This is a genomic window from Thermomonospora sp. CIF 1 (assembly GCF_001896795.1).
GTDB classification, from domain to species: domain Bacteria; phylum Actinomycetota; class Actinomycetes; order Streptosporangiales; family Streptosporangiaceae; genus Thermomonospora; species Thermomonospora curvata.
Map to the genome: position 1 here is coordinate 226,726 of NZ_MOYN02000014.1, position 21,678 is coordinate 248,403.

Annotated in this window: 12 protein-coding genes; 4 read left to right on the plus strand and 8 right to left on the minus strand. The window is 72.1% G+C overall.

Annotated elements, in window-relative coordinates; all coding sequences use genetic code 11:
* Positions 1-40 precede the first annotated feature (40 nt).
* Complete coding sequence (gene rnhB / locus BUE48_RS07875; protein WP_286989519.1) at positions 41-793, minus strand: ribonuclease HII; 753 nt, start codon at positions 791-793, stop codon at positions 41-43.
* 345 nt (positions 794-1,138) lie between these two features.
* On the opposite strand from rnhB, the gene BUE48_RS07880 reads away from it, so the two are divergent.
* Both BUE48_RS07880 and BUE48_RS07885 read left to right on the plus strand, forming a co-directional pair.
* Positions 1,139-3,598, plus strand: a complete 2,460-nt coding sequence (locus BUE48_RS07880) for an AAA family ATPase (RefSeq protein ID WP_012851952.1) — start codon at positions 1,139-1,141, stop codon at positions 3,596-3,598.
* A gap of 252 nt (positions 3,599-3,850) precedes the next feature.
* Positions 3,851-5,221 (plus strand): ferredoxin reductase family protein, encoded by a 1,371-nt coding sequence (locus BUE48_RS07885; RefSeq protein WP_286989521.1) that lies wholly within the window; start codon positions 3,851-3,853, stop codon positions 5,219-5,221.
* A gap of 145 nt (positions 5,222-5,366) precedes the next feature.
* Here BUE48_RS07885 and BUE48_RS07890 read toward each other — a convergent pair whose 3' ends face one another.
* From BUE48_RS07890 to BUE48_RS07910, 5 genes are all read right to left on the minus strand, one after another.
* The gene (locus BUE48_RS07890) at positions 5,367-5,735 is read right to left on the minus strand and encodes a UCP033725 family protein (protein WP_012851955.1); all 369 of its coding nucleotides are present in this window, start codon (positions 5,733-5,735) and stop codon (positions 5,367-5,369) included.
* The gene (locus BUE48_RS07895; protein ID WP_286989523.1) at positions 5,732-8,062 is read right to left on the minus strand and encodes a TY-Chap domain-containing protein; all 2,331 of its coding nucleotides are present in this window, start codon (positions 8,060-8,062) and stop codon (positions 5,732-5,734) included. Before BUE48_RS07895 ends, BUE48_RS07890 begins: the two co-directional genes overlap by 4 nt.
* 80 nt (positions 8,063-8,142) lie before the next feature.
* Positions 8,143-10,428: an SseB family protein gene (locus BUE48_RS07900; protein WP_286989525.1), complete on the minus strand. Its 2,286-nt coding sequence runs from the start codon at positions 10,426-10,428 to the stop codon at positions 8,143-8,145.
* Between the two features lie 157 nt (positions 10,429-10,585).
* On the minus strand, positions 10,586-12,127 hold the full coding sequence (locus BUE48_RS07905) for a hypothetical protein (RefSeq protein ID WP_012851958.1): 1,542 nt from the start codon (positions 12,125-12,127) through the stop codon (positions 10,586-10,588).
* 221 nt (positions 12,128-12,348) lie between these two features.
* Positions 12,349-12,621, minus strand: a complete 273-nt coding sequence (locus BUE48_RS07910) for a hypothetical protein (RefSeq protein ID WP_286989527.1) — start codon at positions 12,619-12,621, stop codon at positions 12,349-12,351.
* Between the two features lie 608 nt (positions 12,622-13,229).
* Between BUE48_RS07910 and fxsA the strand changes: the two genes are divergently transcribed.
* Positions 13,230-13,415: an FxSxx-COOH cyclophane-containing RiPP peptide gene (gene fxsA, locus BUE48_RS07915; protein WP_286989529.1), complete on the plus strand. Its 186-nt coding sequence runs from the start codon at positions 13,230-13,232 to the stop codon at positions 13,413-13,415.
* Between the two features lie 20 nt (positions 13,416-13,435).
* The gene (locus tag BUE48_RS07920) at positions 13,436-16,495 is read left to right on the plus strand and encodes an FxsB family cyclophane-forming radical SAM/SPASM peptide maturase (RefSeq protein ID WP_286989531.1); all 3,060 of its coding nucleotides are present in this window, start codon (positions 13,436-13,438) and stop codon (positions 16,493-16,495) included.
* A 7-nt stretch (positions 16,496-16,502) separates the two neighbouring features.
* Here BUE48_RS07920 and fxsT read toward each other — a convergent pair whose 3' ends face one another.
* Positions 16,503-20,654 carry an FxSxx-COOH system tetratricopeptide repeat protein gene (gene fxsT, locus BUE48_RS07925; protein ID WP_286989533.1) on the minus strand — a complete coding sequence of 1,384 codons (4,152 nt, stop codon included), beginning with the start codon at positions 20,652-20,654 and terminating at the stop codon, positions 16,503-16,505.
* Complete coding sequence (locus BUE48_RS07930; RefSeq protein ID WP_286989535.1) at positions 20,654-21,661, minus strand: AAA family ATPase; 1,008 nt, start codon at positions 21,659-21,661, stop codon at positions 20,654-20,656. Before BUE48_RS07930 ends, fxsT begins: the two co-directional genes overlap by 1 nt.
* Positions 21,662-21,678: the final 17 nt, after the last annotated feature.

The window sequence follows — 21,678 nt, forward strand, 5'->3', positions numbered from 1 at the left end:
TTCACGAGGCTTACCCGTGTGACGGATGCTTATGAGCCGTCTAAAGAAGCGAGAGTTGTCCCGTTTCGGTCAACGGGTCGTGACGTTTACGTAGGTGCCGCCATCGCGGCAGGTCATCGAGGTACGACCAGGACAGCCGGTGGTGGGGGGTCGGCCCGTGCTCCTGCAGCGCCCGCCGGTGGGCGGGGGAGGGGTAGCCGGCGCTGTCGGCGAACCCGTAGCCGGGGAACTCCTCCTCCAGGCGGGCCATCAGCCGGTCCCGGTGCACCTTGGCCAGGACGGACGCGGCCGCCACCGACACCGAGCGCCGGTCGGCCCCCACCTGGCAGTGCACCCGCCACGGGGCGCCCAGCACATCGTGCTTGCCGTCCAGGATCACCGCATCGGGCCGGTGCGGCAGCGCCTGCAGCGCCCGCACGGCCGCCCGGCGCAGCGCCTCGGTCATCCCCACCCGGTCGATCTCGGCGGGTTCGGCGGCGCCGAGGGCGTGCGCCTCCAGCCAGGCGGGCAGGATCTCGGCGAACGCCTCCCGCTGGGCCCGGGTGAGCAGCTTGGAGTCGGTCAGGTGGACCGTGCCGCCGCCCCGGCCGGGCAGGGACGGGGGCGCGCCGGGCCCGGCGATCGCCGCGCAGACCACCACCGGCCCGGCCCAGGCGCCGCGGCCCACCTCGTCCACCCCGGCGATCCGCACCGCCCCGGCCTCGCGCAGCCTTCGTTCGATCTCGTCGCCGGCCCGCCGCGGATCCCGCGCCGGCGCCTGCGGCTCCTCCAGCCCCGGCAGCGCATCGGTCATGGGGTTCTCCGAACGTGAACGGCGGAACTTCGGCGCCCGCCCGCTGCGGTGAGCCTGCCGGGCGGGCCGGTCACGGGCGGGAATCTACCAGTGAACCTTCGTGTGGCTGCGCCGCTTCCCCAGGGCGGGTCCGAGACGTCCGGAAGCGGGGGAGCGGGCACCGCAAGAGAGGCCGGCCGGTGTCCCCCGGCACAGATCCGCCCGGCATCCGGCGGCAGGATGGTTCCCGGGCCCGTGGCGTGCGAGTCTGGACAGGCGCGGGGCGCGAGGTGGAGCATGATCGGACCTGACCGCCCATGGCGCGGCGGAAGATCCCCGGGCGACCGAGGAGGCCAGTCGGAACCCATGCCATGCGAGGTCGGCGGATCCCCTCCCCGCCCGGCGGCGGGGAGCGCGCTGCGGGATCTGTTCGAGCGCGCCCGCTGGCGCTACTTCCAGATCCAGCCGGGGCTGCGCCTGCTGGGCGGGGCGGTGCTGATCGCCGTGGCGGTCGCCGTCACCGTGCTGGCCCACCTGCCCGCCGCCGTCGTGGCGGGGACGGCGGGCGCGCTGGCGGCCGTGCTGGCCGTCTGCCACCTGACCATGCGCTCACCGGCCGGCATGGCCGTGGCGGCGGTGGTGGCCTGCTGGGCGGCGGTGTCCGTCCCGCTGGGCCAGCAGTATCCCCGGCCCGGCCACCACGGCCTCCTGCTGGCGTTGCTGGGGGTGCCCGTGGCGTTCGGCGCGGTCCGGCTGCGGGGGTATGCGCCCTGGCGCACCGTGCTGCTGGCGCTGACGGCCGCGGGGCTGGTGGCCGCCGCCCTGGCCCGCCCGCTGCACGCGCTGCACGTGGCGCCCGCCTGGATCACCGCGCTGGCGATCCTCGGCTACCGCTGGGAGCAGTCCCGCCGCGCCGTGCCCGCCGAGGCCTACGACACCGGCTGGGTGCAAGAGCAGCAGGCCGCCACCGGCCGCGGGGACGAGGCGGAGCCCGGCGCGGGCGAGGCGGTCACCGCCGGGGTCCCCCCGGCCACTCAGGCCGCCTACGAGCAGCTCGCCGCGGCCGAGCTGCGCGAGCCCGCCGAGGAGGCCCCGCAGATCTCGGTGGGGGACGCGCTGGCCGAGCTGGAGGCGATGATCGGGCTGGAGCCGGTCAAACGGCAGGTCCGCTCGATCGCCGCCGCCATCGAGGCCGCCCACCTGCGCGCCGCCGCCGGAGTGCCCACCGAAAAGCCGCTGCGGCATTTCGTGTTCGTCGGCCCGCCGGGCACCGGCAAGACCACCGTGGCGCGGGTGCTGGCCGGCATCTTCTATGCGTTCGGGCTGCTGCCCCGCCCCACGGTGGTGGAGGCCCAGCGGGCGGACCTGGTCGGCGAGCACCTGGGCGCCACCGCCATCAAGACCAACCGGCTGATCGACTCGGCCCTCGGCGGGGTGCTGTTCATCGACGAGGCCTACGGGCTGGTCAACGCCGCCGACGGCCAGGTGGACCGGTTCGGCAACGAGGCCGTGCAGACCCTGCTCAAACGCGCCGAGGACGACCGGGACAACCTGGTGATCATCCTGGCCGGCTACGAGGCGCAGATGGCCGAGTTCCTGGACTCCAACCCGGGACTGGCCTCCCGGTTCAGCACCCGGGTGCGGTTTCCCTCCTACACCCCCGAGGAGCTGCTGCGGATCGCCGAATACCACACCGGGCTGCGGGAGGACCGGCTGGATGAGGAGGCCGTCCGCCGGCTGCGCGCCCGTTTCGAGGAGGTGTGCCGCCGCGGCCTCATCGACGAGCTCGGCAACGGCCGGTTCGTGCGGTCGCTGACCGAGGCGGCCGCCCGCGCCCGGGACGTGCGGGTGGTCGGCTCCGGCGCCTGGTCGGGCCGCCGGCCCACCGCCGAGGAACTGGTGACGGTGCGGGCCGAGGACGTGGAGGCCGCCTTCGCCGAGGTCACCGAGCAGTACCGGGGCTATGACGAGACCCCCACCCTGCAGGAGGCGCTCGCCTCGCTGGATGCGATGATCGGGCTGGAGCCGGTCAAGCGGCAGGTCCGGGAGATCGCCGCGCAGCTGCAGGTCGCCCAGATGCGCGCCGAGCGCGGCCTGCCCACCCGGCCCCCCATGCGGCATTTCGTGTTCGTCGGCCCGCCGGGCACCGGCAAGACCACCGTGGCGCGGGTGCTGGGCCGGGTGTTCGCCGCGCTCGGGCTGCTGGCCCGCCCGACGGTGGTGGAGGCCCACCGGGTCGACCTGGTCGGCGAGCACCTGGGCGCCACCGCCATCAAGACCAACCGGGTGATCGACTCGGCGCTCGGCGGGGTGCTGTTCATCGACGAGGCCTACGCCCTGGACAACCCCGGCTACAGCGGCGGCGACGCCTTCGGCGCCGAAGCCGTGCAGACCCTGCTCAAACGCGCCGAGGACGACCGGGACCGCCTGGTGGTCGTGCTGGCCGGCTACGAGGCCGACATGGACCGCTTCCTGCGCTCCAACCCCGGCCTGGCCTCCCGGTTCGACGTGCGGGTGGTGTTCCCCTCCTACGGGCCCGACGAGCTGCTGAAGATCGCCCAGGTCATCGCCGAGCAGGGCGGGGACCGCTGGGACGAGGCCGCCCTGGACGACCTGGCCGGCATCTTCCAGCGGGTCTGCGGGCTGGGCCGCATCGACGAGCTCGGCAACGGCCGCTTCGCCCGTTCCCTGTACGAGCGGGCCTGCGCCTCCCGGGCGCTGCGCGCCGCCCGCCTCGGCGCCGCCGCCACGCCCGCCGACCTGACCGTGCTGACCGCCGAGGACGTCCGCGCCGCCTACACCGAGCTGCAGCCCCGCCGCCGCTGACGTGGGTACGGCGGCCCTCGCGGGCGGTGCCTCCGGGTTCCCGTGAAATGACCCGCGGCGGGGACGATGGGACGACTCTGCGGACTGGTCGGTAATCGTCCGATCCTTTGCCTTTCGCTCCGAGAAACCTCACATTCCCCGGGAATGCCCATTTGGCAGAGGAGGCACAGAGCTTCGCCCGGCCCCGCGGGCCCCGAACCGGGCAGCGGTCGCCCGGGTCCATCCGGCTGACGCCGTCGGGAGGAGTTTCCTGTGACGACCGTCCGCTCCAGCCCCGCCGGAACGCGCGATGCCCGGCGAGCCGCCTGCGCGCCGCCCGCCCGGCGGATCGGCCCGCACGCGCTGCTCGCCCTGATCGCCGGCGGGGCGGCCGGGGTGCTGGCGCTGTGGTGGGTCAACACCCCGCCGGCGTCCGGGCCGGGCGCCCTGATCGCCGGGGCCGGGCGGATCACCGGGCTGCTGGCCGGGTACGGCTGCGCCGTCCTGCTGCTGCTGATGGCCCGGGTGCCGGCGCTGGACCGGGGCGTGGGCACCGACCGGCTGGCCCGCTGGCACGCCTTCGGCGGGCGCTATGTCGTCGGGCTGGCCGTCGCCCACACCCTGCTGGCGATCTGGGGTTATTCGGTCAACACCCGCACCGGCCTGGCGAGCGGGGCGGCGACCGTGGTGCTGGACCAGCCGGACATGCTCAAGGCCACCGTCGCGACGGTGCTGCTGGTCGGCGTCGGCGGCATCTCCGCCCGCACCGTCCGCCGCCGCCTGCCGTATGAGGCCTGGCAGCTGCTGCACCTGGCCACCTATCTGGCGATCTTCCTGGGCTTCTTCCACGTGCTGTCCAACGGCGATGAGTTCGTCGGGAACCGCCCGGCCCGGCTGGCCTGGTATGCGCTCTACCTCGTCACGGCGGCGCTGCTGGTGTGGTACCGCCTCATCACCCCGGTGCGGCGCGGCCTGCGGCACCGGCTGCGGGTGCTGGGGGTCCGCCCCGAGGCCCCCGGCGTCGTCTCGGTGTACCTCACCGGCGCGCACCTGGAGGAGCTGCGCGCCGAACCCGGCCAGTTCTTCCGGTGGCGTTTTTGGGCCCCCGGCCTGTGGTGGACCGCCTCCCCCTACTCGCTGTCGGCGCCGCCGTCCCCGCACCGGCTGCGCATCACCGTCAAGGACGTCGGAGGCCACAGCGGCGCGCTGGCCCGGCTGCGCCCCGGCACCCGGGTGTGGGCGGAGGGCCCCTACGGCGGGTTCACCGCGGGACGGCGCCCGCGGCGCAAGGCGCTGCTGGTGGCCGGCGGCGTCGGCATCACCCCGCTGCGGACGCTGTTCGAGACGCTGCCGGGCGATGCGGTGCTGCTGTACTTAGCGCGCCGCCCCGAGGACCTGGCGCTGCGCGCCGAGCTGGAGGAGATCGCCGGCAGGCGGCCGGGCCGCGTTCACTGCTTCGTGGACGAACCGGCGGCCCACTCCTGCCCGCTGACCACCTGCGCGCTGCGGCGGCTGGTGCCGGATGTGGCCGACCGCGACGTCTACCTGTGCGGGCCTCCCGGCATGATGCAGGCCGTCATACGGGCCCTGCGGAGAGCCGGAGTGCGGCGCCGGCACATCCACTACGAGTCGTTCGAGTTCTGAAAAGGGGCCGACATGCACCGAGCCGTCGTGACCGTCAGCGTGACCGTCGCCGGCGTCTGCCTGATGCTGGCGCTCAAGGCGCACCAGGCGACCGGGTCCGCCGGCTGCCCGGCCGGGCAGGGCCCCACCGCCGGCCCCACGCCGGTCACAACCGCTCTTCCCGCAGGTCGCTGACCTCCTCGCGGGGCGCCCAGGCGTGGTAGACCCCCAGGTCGAACTCCTCCAGGCCGAGCCGCTCGGCGACCGCCGGATCCTGCCCGAGGTACTCCACCCGCAGCCATTCCTCGTGCTCGCCGAGCACCTGGAACGGCTCGCCCCGCCAGGTGCACAGCGTGACCACGTACACCAGGTGGTCGACCTCGTCGGCGGCCACCACCCGCACATGACGTCCGGGGGCCGCCTCCAAGAACCCCTCGGCCGGCGCGCCGGTGTAGAGCCTGACCACCTCGCCGTCCGGGCTGGCCTCGTACTCCAGGCCCCGCCAGCTCGCGTAAAACCCGTCCCGGACGGTCACTGCACGGCCTCCTCGATCCGGATCCAGCCGCGGACGTCGGCGTCGTAGACGGCCAGGAACGTCTCGTTGCCCAGCTGATCGATGGCGAACATCTCCGCCCCGTGCGGCAGCCGCTGGCTGCCGGTGCGGAACGCCGGCACCGTCGAGCCGGCGGCCGGGGGAACGGGCCGCAGCAGGGCCGGCTTGAGCACCGGCCAGCGGATCACGAACACCTGCGCGTCGCCGGGCGAGAACGCCGAGCCCTCCCGGTCCAGCCCGAGCTCGCCGATCAGCTGCCCGGCCGTCCGCAGGCCGCTGACGTCCTGCAGCCGGTAGATGCGGCCGGCGACCCAGTCGTAGCCGCCCTCCAGGTAGTGGACGACGTGGTCGGGTCTGATGACCTTCTGCATGACCACGCCCGCCTCCGGAACATCGTCGGCGGCCTTGTCACCGGCCTGCTCGCGGGCGCCGGAGGGCGCGGCGCTCCGGCCGGCGGCCGGGCCTTCCGCGACCCGCGGAGGCGGATCGCCGCGGAGGGCGTCCGCGGCCGGGGAGGGCTCGTGCGGGGCGGACGGGCCGGCGGCCTCGTCTCCTGCCTGCTGGGCGGGCTCGGCGGGCCGGTCCGGCGGCGGGCTAGGCGCGACGTTCGGGGACGCGCCGGTCTGGAGAACGTCCGCGGCCGGGGAACGGTCTTTGGGGGAGTCCGCGGCGGTGGCGGACCGGCCGGTGCCCGCGGCCACGGCCTCCTTCTCCGCAGGGTCGCCCTGGAGGGCATCGGCCGTCCCGGACCGGCTTTCAGAGGAGGGGGCGGCCGTTTCGTCTTCGGCCGGTGAGCCCTGCCCGGCGGCGGGCTCATCGGGCCGCTTGACCAAGGCGCTCCAGGCCACCGTGCCGCTCTCGGCGGCGGACCGGCCGGTGCGTTCCGGGCCGGGGGAGTCCGCGGCGGGTGCCCGGGAGGCGGGCGGCACCGGCGATCCCCCGCGGGCCCGCTCGGCGGTCTGCAGGATGGTGCTGGTGTCGATGTAGGCGGCGCTCGGCAGCCTGGTGTTGATCGCCAGCTGCCAGTCCGGGCGCTGCCAGTTGAGCGCCAGCTCCGTGAACGTGGTGCGCCGGTAGTCCATCAGCTTGCCGCCGAGCGCCCAGTCCATGTCCTCCGGGGAGGTGAACGCCAGCACGTACGTCCCGTCGCGGTAGTCGGCGGTGACCGGCTGCCCGTCCTCGGTGACCGGCACATACAGCACGCACCGCAGCAGCACTCCCAGGTACCCGGCCTGGTCCCCGCGGGACTTGGCGGCGACCAGCTCCGCCTCCACATCGCTCGGCGAAAGCGGGGCCGCCGCGGCGGGGGAGGCGAAACCCGCGGCGGGGGCCTGCTCCGCGGCGGGCGGTGGCTGCTCGGGGGGCGTCCGCCCCGGCAGCGGCCGGCTCGCCCGGCGCACGTCCACCCGGGCGGGGTCGGCGAGGGGAATGCCGAACTCGGTCAGCTCCACGTGGGAGGCGCCGATGAACGCCTCGTACACCAGATCGGCGGGGTTGCCCGCCAGCTGGACGTCCCGCAGCGCGGTGACCATCATCGCCGCCAGCCGCCGGTACTCCTCCGGGGAGGCGCCGGCCGGCAGCTCGCAGGTCCAGTTGGGATGCTCGCCCGGCGGCCGCCAGCCCGCCGCGGCCAGCCGCTCCTCGGTGCGGGCGTCGAAGGCGGGCGCCGACGGCGGCAGGGCCCGCCCGCTGACCGCCTCCGCCCGCACCCGCTGCGCGTCCCGGAACGCCTGCACGTAGTAGCTCTCCTGGAGCCGGTGCGAGATCACGATCACCATCTCCGGCTCCATCGACGCCAGCTCGCCCGCCAGCTGCTCGGTGAACTCCGTCCAGCTCAGCAGCTCCTCTTCGGCCGGAGTTCCGGCCGCCGGGATGCCCAGGCCGGGCATCGGCAGGAAGGCCGGCTGCTCGCCGCCCCGGCTCGCCTCATAGGTCAGCTCGGCCACCGAGGAGATCCCGTACACGTCGCTGAACGCACCGACCATGCGGTCGGCCAGCTCACCGCACTCGGCGGCCTGCTCGGGGGTGATGTCGGCGATGTCGGCCGGCAGCATGACCCGGCACCACCAGTTGCGGCGGGCCTGGCCGTCAGGGGCCAGCCAGCCCATCTGGGACAGGCGCGATTCCTGCTTGGCGGTCAGCGGCTCGGGCAGGTAGTCGCTGCTGACCGCCTCGGCGTGCAGCCCGTTCCGGTAGCGCATGGCCTGCACGTACGGAAGGCCGCCCGGGCCCTGCACGATGACGAACGCGTCGATCGGCAGGTGCATCAGCTCACGGGTCAGCCGCTGTGCGAAATCGGTCCAGTCCAAATGATTGAACTCCCCGGCAGGCAGGTGATCAATTGGCGCGATGTGACGGTAGCGGGTGGAACGCTACCCCATCGCTTATTTCATTCGGGTTCCCCGATGGCATCCACCCGCATGCGCACCCAGCCGCCGCCGGCGGCGTCGTAGACCGCAAGCGGCCGGGACCGGGTGCCGTCCCCCAGGTCCTCCCATATCTGGGCGCCCTGAGGGAGCCGTATCGCCCTGACGTCGCCGGACGGTGCCCCGGTGGGGCCCGCCGGGGCGGCGTGCCGGCCGGGGGGCGCGGGAGCCGCAGCCGGTGGTCCGCCCGGCGCGGCAGGGCCGCTCCCCGCCGCCTCGTAGGGGGTGGGAGCGCTCAGCGGGACCGCGGCGGTGCCGGCCGCCGCGAGCCGCTCGTCCGCATCGTCCGGCGCGGACGTCGCACGGTCGCCGGCGGTGTCCGGCCCGGTGCGCCGGCCCGGTGCGCCGAGACCCTCGGGAACACCGGGGACGGCATGACCGGCCGGTTGCGGGCCGGTGGCCTGCGCGAACGGAGCACCGGCCGGCTGCGGTCCCGAGGCCGCCTCCGGTGCGGAGCCGCCGTCGCCGGGGACGGGCTGCGGCCCGCTGTCCTGCGGACGGGGAACGCCGACGCCGGCCGGTTGCGGTCCCGAGGGAGCCTCTGCCGCGGGAACGCCGCTGCCGGAAGAGACGCCCTGAGGGGAGGCGGAGTCCGCTGCAGGGTGCGATCCGGTGTGCGTGGCCGGCGTGGGGACGCCGTCGGGAGTGGCGTGCTCCCCGAGCGTCGGCTGTGGCCCGGTGCCCGCGTGCGGAGCGCGGTGATGCGGTGCGGCATGGCCCCCGGGCATCGCGGGCTGCGGCCCGGTGTGCGCCTCCGGCGGGGGGACATCGCCCTCGGACGCGGTGTGCCGGGGGGAGGCGGTGCGGTCGTCCTGGGCGGCAGGCCCCGAGTGAGGGGCCGGGACGCCGCCGGGGGTGGTGTGTTCGCCGAGCGTCGGTTGTGGTCCGGTGCCCGCGTTCGGGACGAGGGCGGGGCTGTTCGGTGTGGGCTGGCCGTCGGAGGCGGTGGGTTGAGGGCCGGTGTGTGCGTCCGGTACCGGGATGCCGCCGCCGGGGGTGGTGTGCTGAGACGGTGCGGCAGGGCCACCGGGTTGGGGGCCCGCCCCCTGCGGGACGGAGGCGGCGTGCCGGGGGGAGGCCGCGTGATCGTCCGGTGGGAGGGGCGATGAGCCGGTGGCGTGCCGGGACGGCGGGACGGAGGCGTCCGGCGGGAGCGCGGCCTGAGGGGGAGTGCCCCCGTTGGGCGAGGAGGCCTGCTGCGGCCCGGCGGCCTCGGGGGAGAACGGCTCGGTGGGCAGGGACGCCGGGGAGGCGGGCTGACCGGTGGTGCGGCGGCTTTGGTCCAGGCGGGCGATGGCCGCCGCATCCAGCAGGATCTCACTGGGCAGGCCCGCGTTGACGGCCAGTGACCACGACGGGTTCGGCCAGGTGGCGGCGAGCGTGCCGAACGACACCAGGCGGTGCGGCGGCGGGGTGGGCGACCCCGGCCGCATCGCCGCGGTCATCGCGCCGACCGAGGAGAAGGCCACCACGTAGGTGGTGCCGGCGATCGTGGTGGTGACCGGATCGGCCGCCCCGGGCTCCTCGGGCAGCGGCAGGACCAGGTCCGAACGCAGCAGCAGGTCGAAGTAGGTGACGTGGTCGCCCTGCCGCTTGGCCTCGGCCAGCCGCCGCTCCAGTTCGCCGCCGTCGGGATCCGCCTGGGCAAGCGGGTCGGAACCGGCCTGCGCGGGCGGGGCGGACGCGGCGCCCTGGGCGACCCCGTTGACCGAGGCCGCCGGGCCTTCGGCGGCCGGATCGCCCGCCGGGGCCGCCGGCGGCTGGGGGGACACCGGGGCGGGGGTGGAGCGCCGCTCGGTGACGCGGGCCGGGTCGGCGGGGGGGATGCCCAGGTCCACCAGCTCGATCAGGCCCGTGGTGCCGAGCCGGTGGAACGACTCGTGCACCAGGTCGGAAGGCCGCCGCACGCCCTGCACGTCCCGCAGCGCGTGCACCATCATGTCGGCCAGCCGGAAGTGGTCGGCGACGGTGGCGAACGAGGGCAGCTCGGTCCACCAGTTGCGCGGGCCGGGGTCGCTCGGCGGCCGCCAGCCGGTCTCCCTGAGCACCTCCTCATCAGCCGGCGTCAGCAGCAGCGGCCCTTCCAGAAAGAAGTTGCTGACGGCCTCGGCGTACAGCCGGTCCGCCTCCCGCATGGCCTGGACGTAGTGCCTGCTTTCGGCGCGCTCGCGGATGATGAGGATCGTGTCGCGATCGAGACCCGCCAGCTCACGGCCGAGGCGTTGGGCGAACTCGGACCACTCCAACAAGATCACTCCTCACTGGCCATCGGCGGGCTTGGCAGGGCTCCGAGTGATGTGGCGCTTGCCTCGCGGGCGGGTTCGGTGGATTCCCGGAGCATTTGATAATCGCCTTCTCAGAAGTCTCCCGCAAACCGGAGATCTCGGCTGATCTTCATGGTCCTGCTCACATCGGCGGAGGAGAGTGACGCAATGTGTCGAGCTGGGCGCGGAGCGCCTGCGGGTCGTCTCCGTGCCGCTCCAGCACCTCGATCAGCCGGTGCAGGATCTCGTGCCGTTCAAAGCCCCTGTCCAGCAGCGCCTGCGCGGTCTCCCACAGCTGGGGCGGGTCCCCGTGCCACAGGCGCACGGCCAGCCGTTCATGCGCCATCAGGTGCTCATCGGCGTCGTCGGGATGCTCGAACCGCAGCATGATCCACCGGTCGCCCGGGTCGGCCGGGTTCAGCGTGCCCAGATCGACCCGTCCATGCCCGGGAATGTGATGCTCGCCGTTCAAAAAGGGCAGCGCGAACGCCCGGCGCGGCAGCGCGTCCAGCTCCCCGTCCGGCAGCAGCCGCCGCACCAGGTCGCGGTCCAGCCCGAACGCCGACGGGTCGCGGTAGGCCTCGGTGAAGGCGCCGGTGGCGTCCCAGACCGCATCCAGCGTCGCGCGGATCCCCTCATCCGGCAGCCCGGAGCGGCGGCCCGCCCAGCGCACCCAGGCGGCCAGCACGTGCGGCATGGCCTCCTGCTCGTCCGGTGACAGCAGCACCTTGCGGGGCAGCCAGTCCAGCAGGAACATCTCGCACTTGACCGGGCTGACCCGCAGCGGACGGCCCTGGTCGTGCTCACAGCCGTACTCGATGATGCGGTCCACGCAGCGGCCGGCGGCCGACCGGTCCGACAGCTCCTCGGCCTCGTCGGAGGCCAGGAAGCGGGCCGCCAGCGTCGCCCGCCGGTCCTTGCCGTACACCGGCGCCGTCGGCCGGCGGCCCCCCGGCGGCAGCGCCCGCACCCGGGCCCGCAGGAAGGCGTGGTAGCGGGCGAAGGACTCGGCGACCGGCGGGTGCTCGGCGGCGTCGGTGCGGTCCAGGGCGTGCTCCAGCAAGGCCCTGGCGTCGCGCGGATCCAGCTCGACGAAACGCATCAGGGGGTTGGTGCGGTGCTCATGGCGGCACTGCTCCAGCAGCTTGCCGACCCGCGAGGACACCCAGGCGTCCCGCACCATGCTGGAGCGGTTGTGATCGACCTGCACCACCAGGGCGTGCCGGTCCTCGCCGGCGTAGCTGTAGACGCACACCACCGAGTCCTGGTCGCCGTAGACGTCGCGGGAGGTGAAGCACTCCTCGGGGGTGACCATGCCGACCCGGTCCGACCAGGCGGGCCGGGCCACCCCGTGCTCCATCAGGTCCAGCGCGGCCCGTTCGGCCTTGACCGCCTGGCGGGCGGTGCCCAGGTAGGCCATCCCCGTCAGCAGCGCCAGCGCCGCCGGCACGCGGGCGCGCGCGGCGTGCCCGATCAGCGCCTCTCCGACGATGCGGTCCGCGTCGCCCTGGGGGGTGCGGTGCCCCCACCAGGTGCCCAGAATCTCGCTGACGATCAGTTCGGCGTCCAGCGGGCTGCGCACCGCCAGCAGTTCACGGGCGTGCCGCAGCATGTCGTCGAAGATGCCGGCGATCTCGTTCGGCGGCGGCTGGGGATCCCCGGAGGAACGGCTGCGGGGGTTCACGCCTCCACCTTCTCAGACTCGGTCACGTGCCAGATCACCAGGGCGGTGCCGCGGACCGCCGTAGGATCGCCCGGCCAGGGCCCGCTCAAGCGGCGCCGGGAGGGACGGCCGATGCCCGCATCGCCACTCTACCTTCAGGCAGTGGCGTCCATACCGGGACCGCGCGACAAGGCACGAAAACCGGTGCCTGGGGCCGGGACGGGGCGTATCGGCGCATCTGCTCAGCGGGCCTCGCTGGAGCGTTCCCGTGATCGGGATCTCCACGGCGTGGCCCGCCCCGACGGCGGCTCGGACTTGACCATCCCGGTGAGCCGCTCGCGGGCCATGCGCTCGACCAGCGAGGGCGTCGGCTCCACGCCCAGGTGCGCCATGCATGCCAGCACGTCGGCGACGCACCGCCGCACGGTCTCGGCCGACAGCGGGACGAACTCCGCCGCCAGGCGCCGGGACAGCAGCTCACGAGTGTCGCCTCTCCGGTCGGCAAGCACGCGCATCCGGGCACCCCCTCATCTGCGCCGGCCCCGCGAGAGCACGCCGAACTTCCCCCAGGTCCGGCGCGCGGGCTCACCGCCCATTCCAACCGTTTCGCGGCAAGTGTCAAGGGCCGATCGGCCCGCAGCCGGCACTCTTTACGGAACGTTCCGGGCCACGATCCACGTCCTTGACCAATCAACCTTTTCCGGCACTCGTCCCGCGGGCCGTCTGCGGGGCCTTCCTCGCCGTCCGGGGTGTCGCCGGCTGTGCCCTGCTGCACTGTTGTCCACGGGCGATCACAGAAGAGACGTGGGACGTGACTGTCCAGCCGCCCTCCTATTGCACTGTTTGTCTTTTTTGTCGCGAGTTGTGGAGAGTGTTCGTGTTCTGTCGGGAACGCAAGGCTGCGGATATGGATCCACGCAAGACCTGCAGAGCGGCTCTCATCTGCTCCTGAAGAGATGCGGCCGGGGTTAAGACTCGTCTGGGAACCTCACGCATTGCACCATTCCCAACAGTCACGACGGTTAGAATCGCGCGTTGGACGCGAGCAAGGGGGCTGGCCAATCCAAGCCCTGGACATGCGCCGGCAGATCCTGCCGTCCAGGGGCAGAGGGGAGATCGTTCGGTGGATGACGCGGACGCCGCGGTCGAGTCGGGACTGATCGATCTCAGCGAGTTCTCCCTCCAGGAGCTCGAAAAGCTCTCCAACCCGGTGCTGCAAGAGGCGGTGCGCCGAGTGTGCGCAGAGGCGACCGACCCCCGCCAGGTCGTTGCCGGGTTCGAATCGTCCCTGGCTGACGCCGTACCGTGAGCACCGTCCATAAACGAGAGGTGAGCTCCGGTATCTCAACCCAGGGCTCCGGCGGGACGTCGCAAAGCCGCTCGTGGCCTGAGGACGGGCTGGACGTTGCCCGGCTGCTGGCCGGCGGGTGGCGACCGGTTCCCTTCCAGGAGTTCATCCTCAAACTCCACGGCCGCTGCAATCTCGCCTGTGATCATTGCTACGTCTACCGGGCCGCCGACCGGAGCTGGCAGGACCGGCCTCGGGCGATGAGCATCGAGACCATCCGGGTGAGTGCGGCTCGCATCGCCGAGCATGCCGCCGCGCACGAGCTGCCGCGGCTCGATGTCATCTTGCACGGCGGGGAGCCGCTGCTGGCGGGACCTCGACTGATCGAGCTCACCGCACGCGAGCTGCGTCAGGCGGCCCCGGCCGGTTGCCGGGTGAACATCGGCGTCCAGACCAATGGCGTTTTGCTGACCCGGTCGATGCTGGATCTGCTGGCCGAGTGCGACATCGGCGTGTCGGTCAGCCTCGACGGCACCAGGGAGGCACACGACCGGCATCGCCGTCACCGGGACGGCCGGGGCAGTCACGCAGAGGTCATGCGTGGGCTCAGGCTGCTGGCCGGGCCGTACCGGAGGCTCTACCGAGGACTGCTGTGCACAGTTGACCTGGCCAACGACCCTCTGGCCACCTACGAGGCGCTGGTGGAGACCGAACCGCCCAAGGTGGACCTGCTGCTGCCGCACGGCACGTGGGCGGCCCCGCCACCCGGGCTGCGCCCCACGGGGGACGGCCCCACCCCCTATGCCGACTGGATGATCGCGGTCTTCGACCGGTGGTACCGCGCCGCACCCCGGCGCACCGGGATTCGGTTCTTTGAAGAGATCATGAACCTGGTGCTGGGCGGGCGCAGCCGGAGCGCCTGCATCGGCCTGTCCCCGGCGGCCATGGTGGTAGTCGACACCGACGGCACGATCCAGCAGGCCGATGTCCTCAAAACGGCCTTCGCCGGAGCCCCTGAGACGGGGTTGCACGTGGCTCGCGACTCCTTTGACCGGGCTTTGCGACACCCCGGGGTGGTGGCGCGTCAGATCGGCCTCGCGGCGCTATGCGAGACCTGCCTGAGCTGCCCGGTGCGGGACGTCTGCGGCGGCGGATCGTACGCTCACCGGTACCGGCCCGGCCACGGTTACCGCAACCCATCGGTGTACTGCCGCGAACTGGAGAAGATCATCCGCCATATCAGTGCCGAGATGCGTCGTGATCTGGCCGCGCTCACGCCCGCCCGCCCGATCCGCAGACACCGCTTGCCCGCCTCGGACTTTGCGGCGCTCGCAGCCGGCGGTGGCGGCCGAGCGACGGTGAAGCTGCTGCAGAACGCCGTCCTCAGCAAGCAGCTGCTTCGAATACGCGCACTGAACGAACTGACCGGGGCGCTGGACACCGCGAGTTTCCGCCTGCTGGCCCGGGTCCAGGCCACAGCCCCGCAGATCGTCACCGAACTGCTGAGATATCCGCACGTGGTCGCCTGGGCGGCCACCTGCCTGCGCAGCCTCCGCACCGGCGAGGGCGACGACGGCGACCTGGCGCACCTCGGCGGGATAGCGGCGGCGGCGGCCATCCGGGCGGGAGCGGATGCCACCGCCACGGTTCCGGTACGCGGCGGTGTGGTCGCGCTGCCCACTCTGGGCTGCGCCCACGTGGGGCCGCCGGACTTCGACGGTGTCGCGCGCGTCCTATCGGCACCGGACGGAGCGGAGATCTCCACTGAGCACGGCACCGTCCGTCTCCCCTCCGATCCCACTGCCGACGCCCCCGGATGGCTCGGCCTGCGGCGGTTGCGAGCCGACTGCGATGGGCGGGTTCTGGAGATCTACCTGGACGATCTCGATCCGTTCCGGGGCGGCTGGCAGCTCGATCCCGCACCGCGTCTCACAGAGGACGCCATACGGTCATGGCAGCGGACTTTGGAGGGCGCCTGGTCGATTCTGGTGCGGCATCACCCCCACTGGGCCGAGGCGATCGCGGCGGGGCTGACCGCCATAGTCCCCCTGGCCAGACGCGGAAGACATCGCGGCGTGAGCGCGACGAGCGCCGAAGCCCCTGGGGCGATCGCCTTGTCCCCGCCGGGCGATGCGCTCTTGCTGGCCGAGTCTCTCGTTCATGAGTTCCAGCACGTCAAGCTGTGCGCGGTCATGGACATGTTCGCCCTGCACACCGCCGATGACAGCCGGTGCTTTTACGCGCCCTGGCGGGAAGACCCCCGCCCGTTGGGCGGACTGATTCACGGCGCCTACGCGTACCTGGGAGTGACTGATTTCTGGGGCCGCCAGCAGCAGGTCGCGAACGGCGATGAGGCGGCCTATGCCAAGTACCTCTTGGCGTTGTGGCGGGAAGAAACCTGGCGCACCCTCGGGGTCATTGAACGCTCCGGCCGGCTCACCGGGACGGGGGAGAGATTCATCGCCGGGATGCGTGCCGCGCTGGAACCGTGGATGGACGTTCCGCTCCCGGCCGACTCTTGCGCCATGGCCGCCGACACGGCTGCCGATCACGCCCTCATGTGGCGGTTGCGGCACCTGCGCCCAGCCCTGGACGCAATCGACCGCCTCGCCGCGGCGTGGCCACAAGGAGAGCCGGAGCAGATGACCGCCACTGCGGCTTTGGTGCTCTCCGACCGAGGCCCCGGTAACCGCGCACGCCGTACCGAACTGCGGCACTTGCGGCTGCGTTTTCCCGAGAAATTCCAGCGATTGCGGGCTCGTGCGGAAAACACAGATCCATCCGTCCGGATGCGGGAAGAGGCAGATATCGCGCATGTGAGCGGAGACTTCGCCGCGGCGATCGATGGCTACCGCGCTCGGCTGGCGGACGATCCACAGGACATCGAGGCCTGGTCCGGTCTGGCCGTTTCCGCGCGCCGGGAGTACTCAGATCAAGGCATCGGGCCGTTGTTCACCCATCCCGAGGTGGTGATGGCCGTATATCGCCGAATTAGGGAACACGGGAAAGACGCACCCGACCCGGTGGACTTGGCGCGATGGCTGGCACCCGCCCTCCAAAGGGCTTCGCGCGAGTGGAGCATTCCCGCCTCGCACGGCTGAGCGATGCTCACAGCGGGATGGGGGCGATGTCACATTCGATCAGCTCGTCTGCGTCGGCTCTGCGTACATCGGGATGATCTGCGCCAAGAACGCTCGCGAGGTTCTGCGGAAGGGAAGGCCCTGAGGATTCACGGCCCAGCCTTCTCAACAGAACCTGGTGATTGTGCTCACAGATGAGGCTGTAGACATGGTCTGGGCCGTACTGCTCGCGGAAACGGGCGCGCGTGTCCTCTGATCTGCCCAGTGCGGCTTCCAGCCGGCCGGTGTGGAACAGGTCGTGCACCAGGCCCACAGAGCAGCAGAGCGAGTAGTGGTGGTCGGCTCCGAGCGTGCGCTGCAGGGCACGCAGGGCAGAGTCGTCGGCCAGGAGCGCGGCCTCGTGCTCGCCCAGTGCCCGCAGGTTAAGGGCCAGGTCGGTGGCGCAGGCATGCGTGAACGGATGGTCGGCGCCAAGAAGCCGGCGGTATCCGCGGGATGCCTCCTCGCTCAGCTCCCGTCCCCGTTCGGCGTCACCGGTGACCGCGCACGCCACCGCCAGGCTGCGCTGCGCGGCCAGCGTGTCGGGATGCTCGGGGCCGAACCGCTGCCGGTGGAGTTCGAACGTCGCCTCGGCCAGCTCCCTGGCCTGCCGGTAGGCCCCCAGCCGACGCAGGGTGCCGACACGGCTCATCTCCGCCTGCAGGACGATGGCATGATCATGGCCGAGCGTCTCCCGCATCATTTCCAGCGCCTGCCGGTGCAGGGTTTCGGCTTCTCGGTAACGGCCCAGCCCGTGCAGATCGCGGGCGACCTGGTTCATCGCCACCAAAGTGCTGCGATGCCGCAGACCATGCTGGCCGAGCAACCGATCGAACGCGTCTGAGTCGGTTTCATAAGCTTGCTGGAAACGCCCCATCAATCGCAGGTCGATGCCCACGTTGTTGATGACCCTGAGCGTTTCATCTCTATCCCTGCCGAGTATGCGCACCATGCGTCGCAGGGTTTGCCGGTCGAGCCGTAGCGCTCCGGCGAAGTCACCCTGCAACCGCAGATCGGCCCCGACGCTGTTGGCGATTTGGAGGGTCTTCAGATTGTCCGGCCCGAACCGGGCCAGGGTGCGCTGGTGGACCTCTGCATTGAGCCGTCTGGCCTCGCCGACCTCTCCGAGGGAGCGCAGCACGTTCCCCATCTGGCGGCCGGCGTCCAACACTTGCTCGTCATCTGAGCCCAGCAGGGGAGTCCACCGTTCCAGGGCTTTTTCACCGAGATCCCGGGCGCCTTCGAAGTCCCCCAGCAGGTACCGGTAGCGCATCTGATCGAGCACCACTTCTCTGGCGTGCTCGGTCGTGCCGTCGATGGCGCCTGCGGGCACCACATGGGGGGCGATCTGTTCCCTGCGCGCCCAGGTGGTCTCGTTGTCCGGGGGAGCCTCCGGGATCGCGGCGGCCAGGATCCGGTGGACGCGGTTGCGGACTTGCTCGCCCCTGCGTCCCGGCAGCCTGGCCTGCAGCATCACCCGCACCAGCCGGTGCACTTGGAGACTGGCCGTCTGCCGGTCGAAGCGGCCGAGCGCATAGCGGCTGATGTCGTTCATCGCCCGGGTCAGCCGGTGCGGATCCTCCAAGATCGCCTGAAGCACGGTCGGCAGCCGAGCATGGCCGCCGCTCGACAGCAGCTCCCGGGGGACTGGTTCGGACCCGAAGAACGCCCACAGTTCCAGCAGCCGTGCGGTCGCCGGGGCGTCCTGGCGCAGCCGTTCGAAGGCCAGTCCCAGCGTCGCTGCCAGAGGTCTTGGGTACTCCGGCGGCAGGGTGCGAATCCACTGCTGGGTGAACTGCGCCTCAAGTTGCCGCAGATATTCCTCGGTTTCCAGGCCGGTCTCGCCCAGCAGCGCGGCGGTCTGCTCCAGTGCCAACGGCAGGTCTTCCACCTGGGCGGCCAGCCGGTGGGCCTCGGACGCCGACAGCCGCGGTACCTGGTGGCGCAGGAAGGCGATGCTTTCCGCACGGGTGAACACGCCCACCTGGAGCACGGTGGCCCGCTGGCGCCACCGCTCGTCACCAGAAGTGACCAGGACGTGTCCCAGTCCTCTTTGCTGTGGGACGACAAGCCGCCCTTCGACCAGGTCAGCCGGCATCAGCGGCATGAGCTCGTCGGGGTCTATGGCGTTGTCATAGATCAGCAGCCATCGCCGGTACCGCCCGCCTCTCCGCAGTTCCTGGAGTACTCGTTCGACGGTCCGGTTGATGTCGTCGCTCAGCGGCGTTCCCAGCCGTCGCGCCAGCAACGTCAGAGAGGACCTGGCCAAAGTGATCTGCTCGGCGGGAATCCACCAGATGAGGTCGTAGTCGGCGATGTGGCGATGTGCGAACTCGATCGCCAGCTGGGACTTGCCTTCTCCTCCCAGGAAGTGGGCCTGTGGCAGCAGCGCTGTGACGCCGCTGTTCAGCAGGTGGCGGGTCTGCAGCAGCAGTTCGTCGCGTCCGATGAAGTTCGGGTTGCGCGGCGGCAGCCCGCCACCCAATACCGGCGCCGCCGGCCGGGCTCGGGTGATTTGCGGCAGGCCGCTGAACGGCGCGTCGTCCTCTTCGAACTCATCTGGCTGCCCGGTGGGGCCGGCGGATCCGAATTCGGCTCTCAGCCGCTCGGCGATCGCCGCATAGCGCCCGCCCAGACGGGCCAGCACCTGTGCCGTCACTCGAGCGAACGGCGGATCCAGCGGTGGGGTCTCGGCGCCCTGCTCCACTGCGCGCAGCAATGCCGAAAAGTCCGACCCCGCTCCCCACCGGTTCCGCATGACTTCCCAGACCTCCTGCACCACACGCAGCGCCTCACTCCGTTTGAGGGCGCTCAGCAGGATGTCTCGGATGCCGTCGAGGAACTCGTAATCGGCCTCCTCGGGATCTGCGGTCGTCCCCGTCTTGCGCAGCAGGCCGCTCAAGAAGACCTCGGCCAGATGAGAGGGCCGGGAATCGGGCAGCATGGCCTGCTGGACCAGTCTCATCACCGGCGGTCGCAGCGGAGCGGCGGCCAGATAGGCGGCCAGGCGGAATGCCGTGGGCGAGGCCGTGGCGCGGAACCGCTTCACCCGCTCGGCGGGGGAGAGCCCGTCCGGCTCGTCCTCGGGAGAATCCTCGGCGACCGGACGGCCGGTCGGCAGCGCCATGCCGGTCAGCCGGTTCGCCGTGCCGCCGACCAGCTCGGCCCATGGCCGCAGCCAGCGAGGCTCCAGTTCCAGCACCGGAATCGCGATGCCCGCAAGAGCCTCACCGCTTTCCTGTGACCGCACCTCCAGCTGTTCGTTCGGCTGGCCCGGCTGCGTCGCCCTGATCGACACCGGCACCACGTTCGCCGCACATCGCCACCACAGCCGTTGCGGCAACGGCTGGATGATCGCCACCGGCCCCATCCGGCCCCAGCGCGCCAGCAGCGCTGCGAACCGGCCGTCCTTCCAGGCACGGCCGATGCAGTCGCTGACGACCAAGACCACCCGCCGGTGAGTCGGATCGATCAGTTCCTCTGGGCTGCGGCCGGACCCGGTGCGTGGAGCGCCGGTATACAGGGCCAGCCGGTCATCGTCGGTGTCGATCCGCCACACCCGCACGTCGCGGAAGGCGGCGAGCTGTTCCAGGACGGACCGGAACTCACTGACGGTGCGCCGCCAGACCGCCATGGAGGCGCTTTCGTCGACCACCAGTGCGATGTCCAGGCGGCGTTCCTGCTCAGGGCGCAGCTCCGGCTGCCAGATGCCGGTGTCGGCGATCTGCTGGGCGGTCGCCTCCTCGTCCAGGTACTGACGCGTGCTGGAGTCGGCTCCCACCCGCAGCGGGCGCAGCGCCCGGGCCAAACGCAATATCCGGGGGAGCGCGGGTGGCGCGGGGACGCGCATCACCTGCGGGCCCGAGGCCTGGGGTGAGGTCAGGTGCAGGCCTGCCCGTGGGGGCGCGGGCCTGGCCGCCGCGGAGCGGCTCGGCGGGTCCGGGCGCAGGGCCGCAGGCTCGGGGAGGGAGGGCTCCTCCTGCCGCTCAGGAGGCGGGGGAGAGGGGTCGGCACGCGAAGCGCTCGTGGGTGCGCCGCCCGGCGCGGACAGATGACGAGCCAGCCAGAGGGCGTCGGCCAGCTCTTCGGCAGTGGGCTGAGGGTCGAGCCCGCGCAGGGTCTCGATGAGCCGGTCGATCATTATGAGCCGGCGGCGTCGAGCGGGCGCAGAACGGCTTCGCGCAGCTCCTCCATGGTCGCCTGCGGTGCACGCGCCCCGGAGGTGGCGAGGTAGATGGCGTTGAGCAGCTGGTCGGTGGCCAGCTCACCGCGGGCGCGGCGCTGCAGGAACTCCTCGATGAGGTCGGCGCTCTGCTCGCGTGCCTCCCTGCCCAGGTGCGCCTCGACGATCTCGGCGAGCTGCTCGGGACCGGGCTGTTCGATCATCAGCCGGATGCAGCGGCGCAGGAACGCCGGTGGGAACTCACGCTCCCCGTTACTGGTGATGATCACGATGGGGAACGCCGAGCAGCGCACCTGCCCGCGCTCCACCGGCACACGGTCCTGCCCGTCATTGGTCATCACGTGGACGATCGACTGCTCCTCGGGCAGCCGCTCCAGCTCCGGGATCGCGAAGCCGCCCTCTTCGAACACGTTGAGCAGGTCGTTGGGCAGGTCGATGTCGCTTTTGTCAAGCTCATCGATCAGCAGCACCCGGGGACGCGGCTGCGGCAGCAGCGCCGTTCCCAGCGGTCCGAGCCGGATGAAACGGCCGATGTCCGGAGCCTCATCACCGGCGGTGGACGACATGGCCTGACGCAGGCTGGTCTCGTGCAACCGGCCGATCGCGTCGTAGTGGTACAGCCCTTGCGCCAGCGTGGACTTGCTGGTGATGGGCCAGTACAGCACCGGTTCCAGCCCCAGTTCATAGGCCACGCTGTAGGCCAGCGTCGACTTGCCGGTACCCGGCTTGCCGGTCACCAGCAGTGGGCGCCGCAGGTAGATGGCGGCATTGACCATCGTGACCACGTTCTTGTCGGCCCGGTAGGAGAGCGCCCGGTCTCTGCGCCTGTCAATGCCGGAACGGTCGAACCGCCGCCAGGGCGGCGGCTCGGGCAGCCGGTCGAGTCCATCGTGCGGCCGGCCGTCGCCTCGGTAGATGAACCAGGTCTCCTCCGGAGCTGCGGGTGCGGGCTCGGTCGTCGCCACGGGGGTCCTCCAGGGGG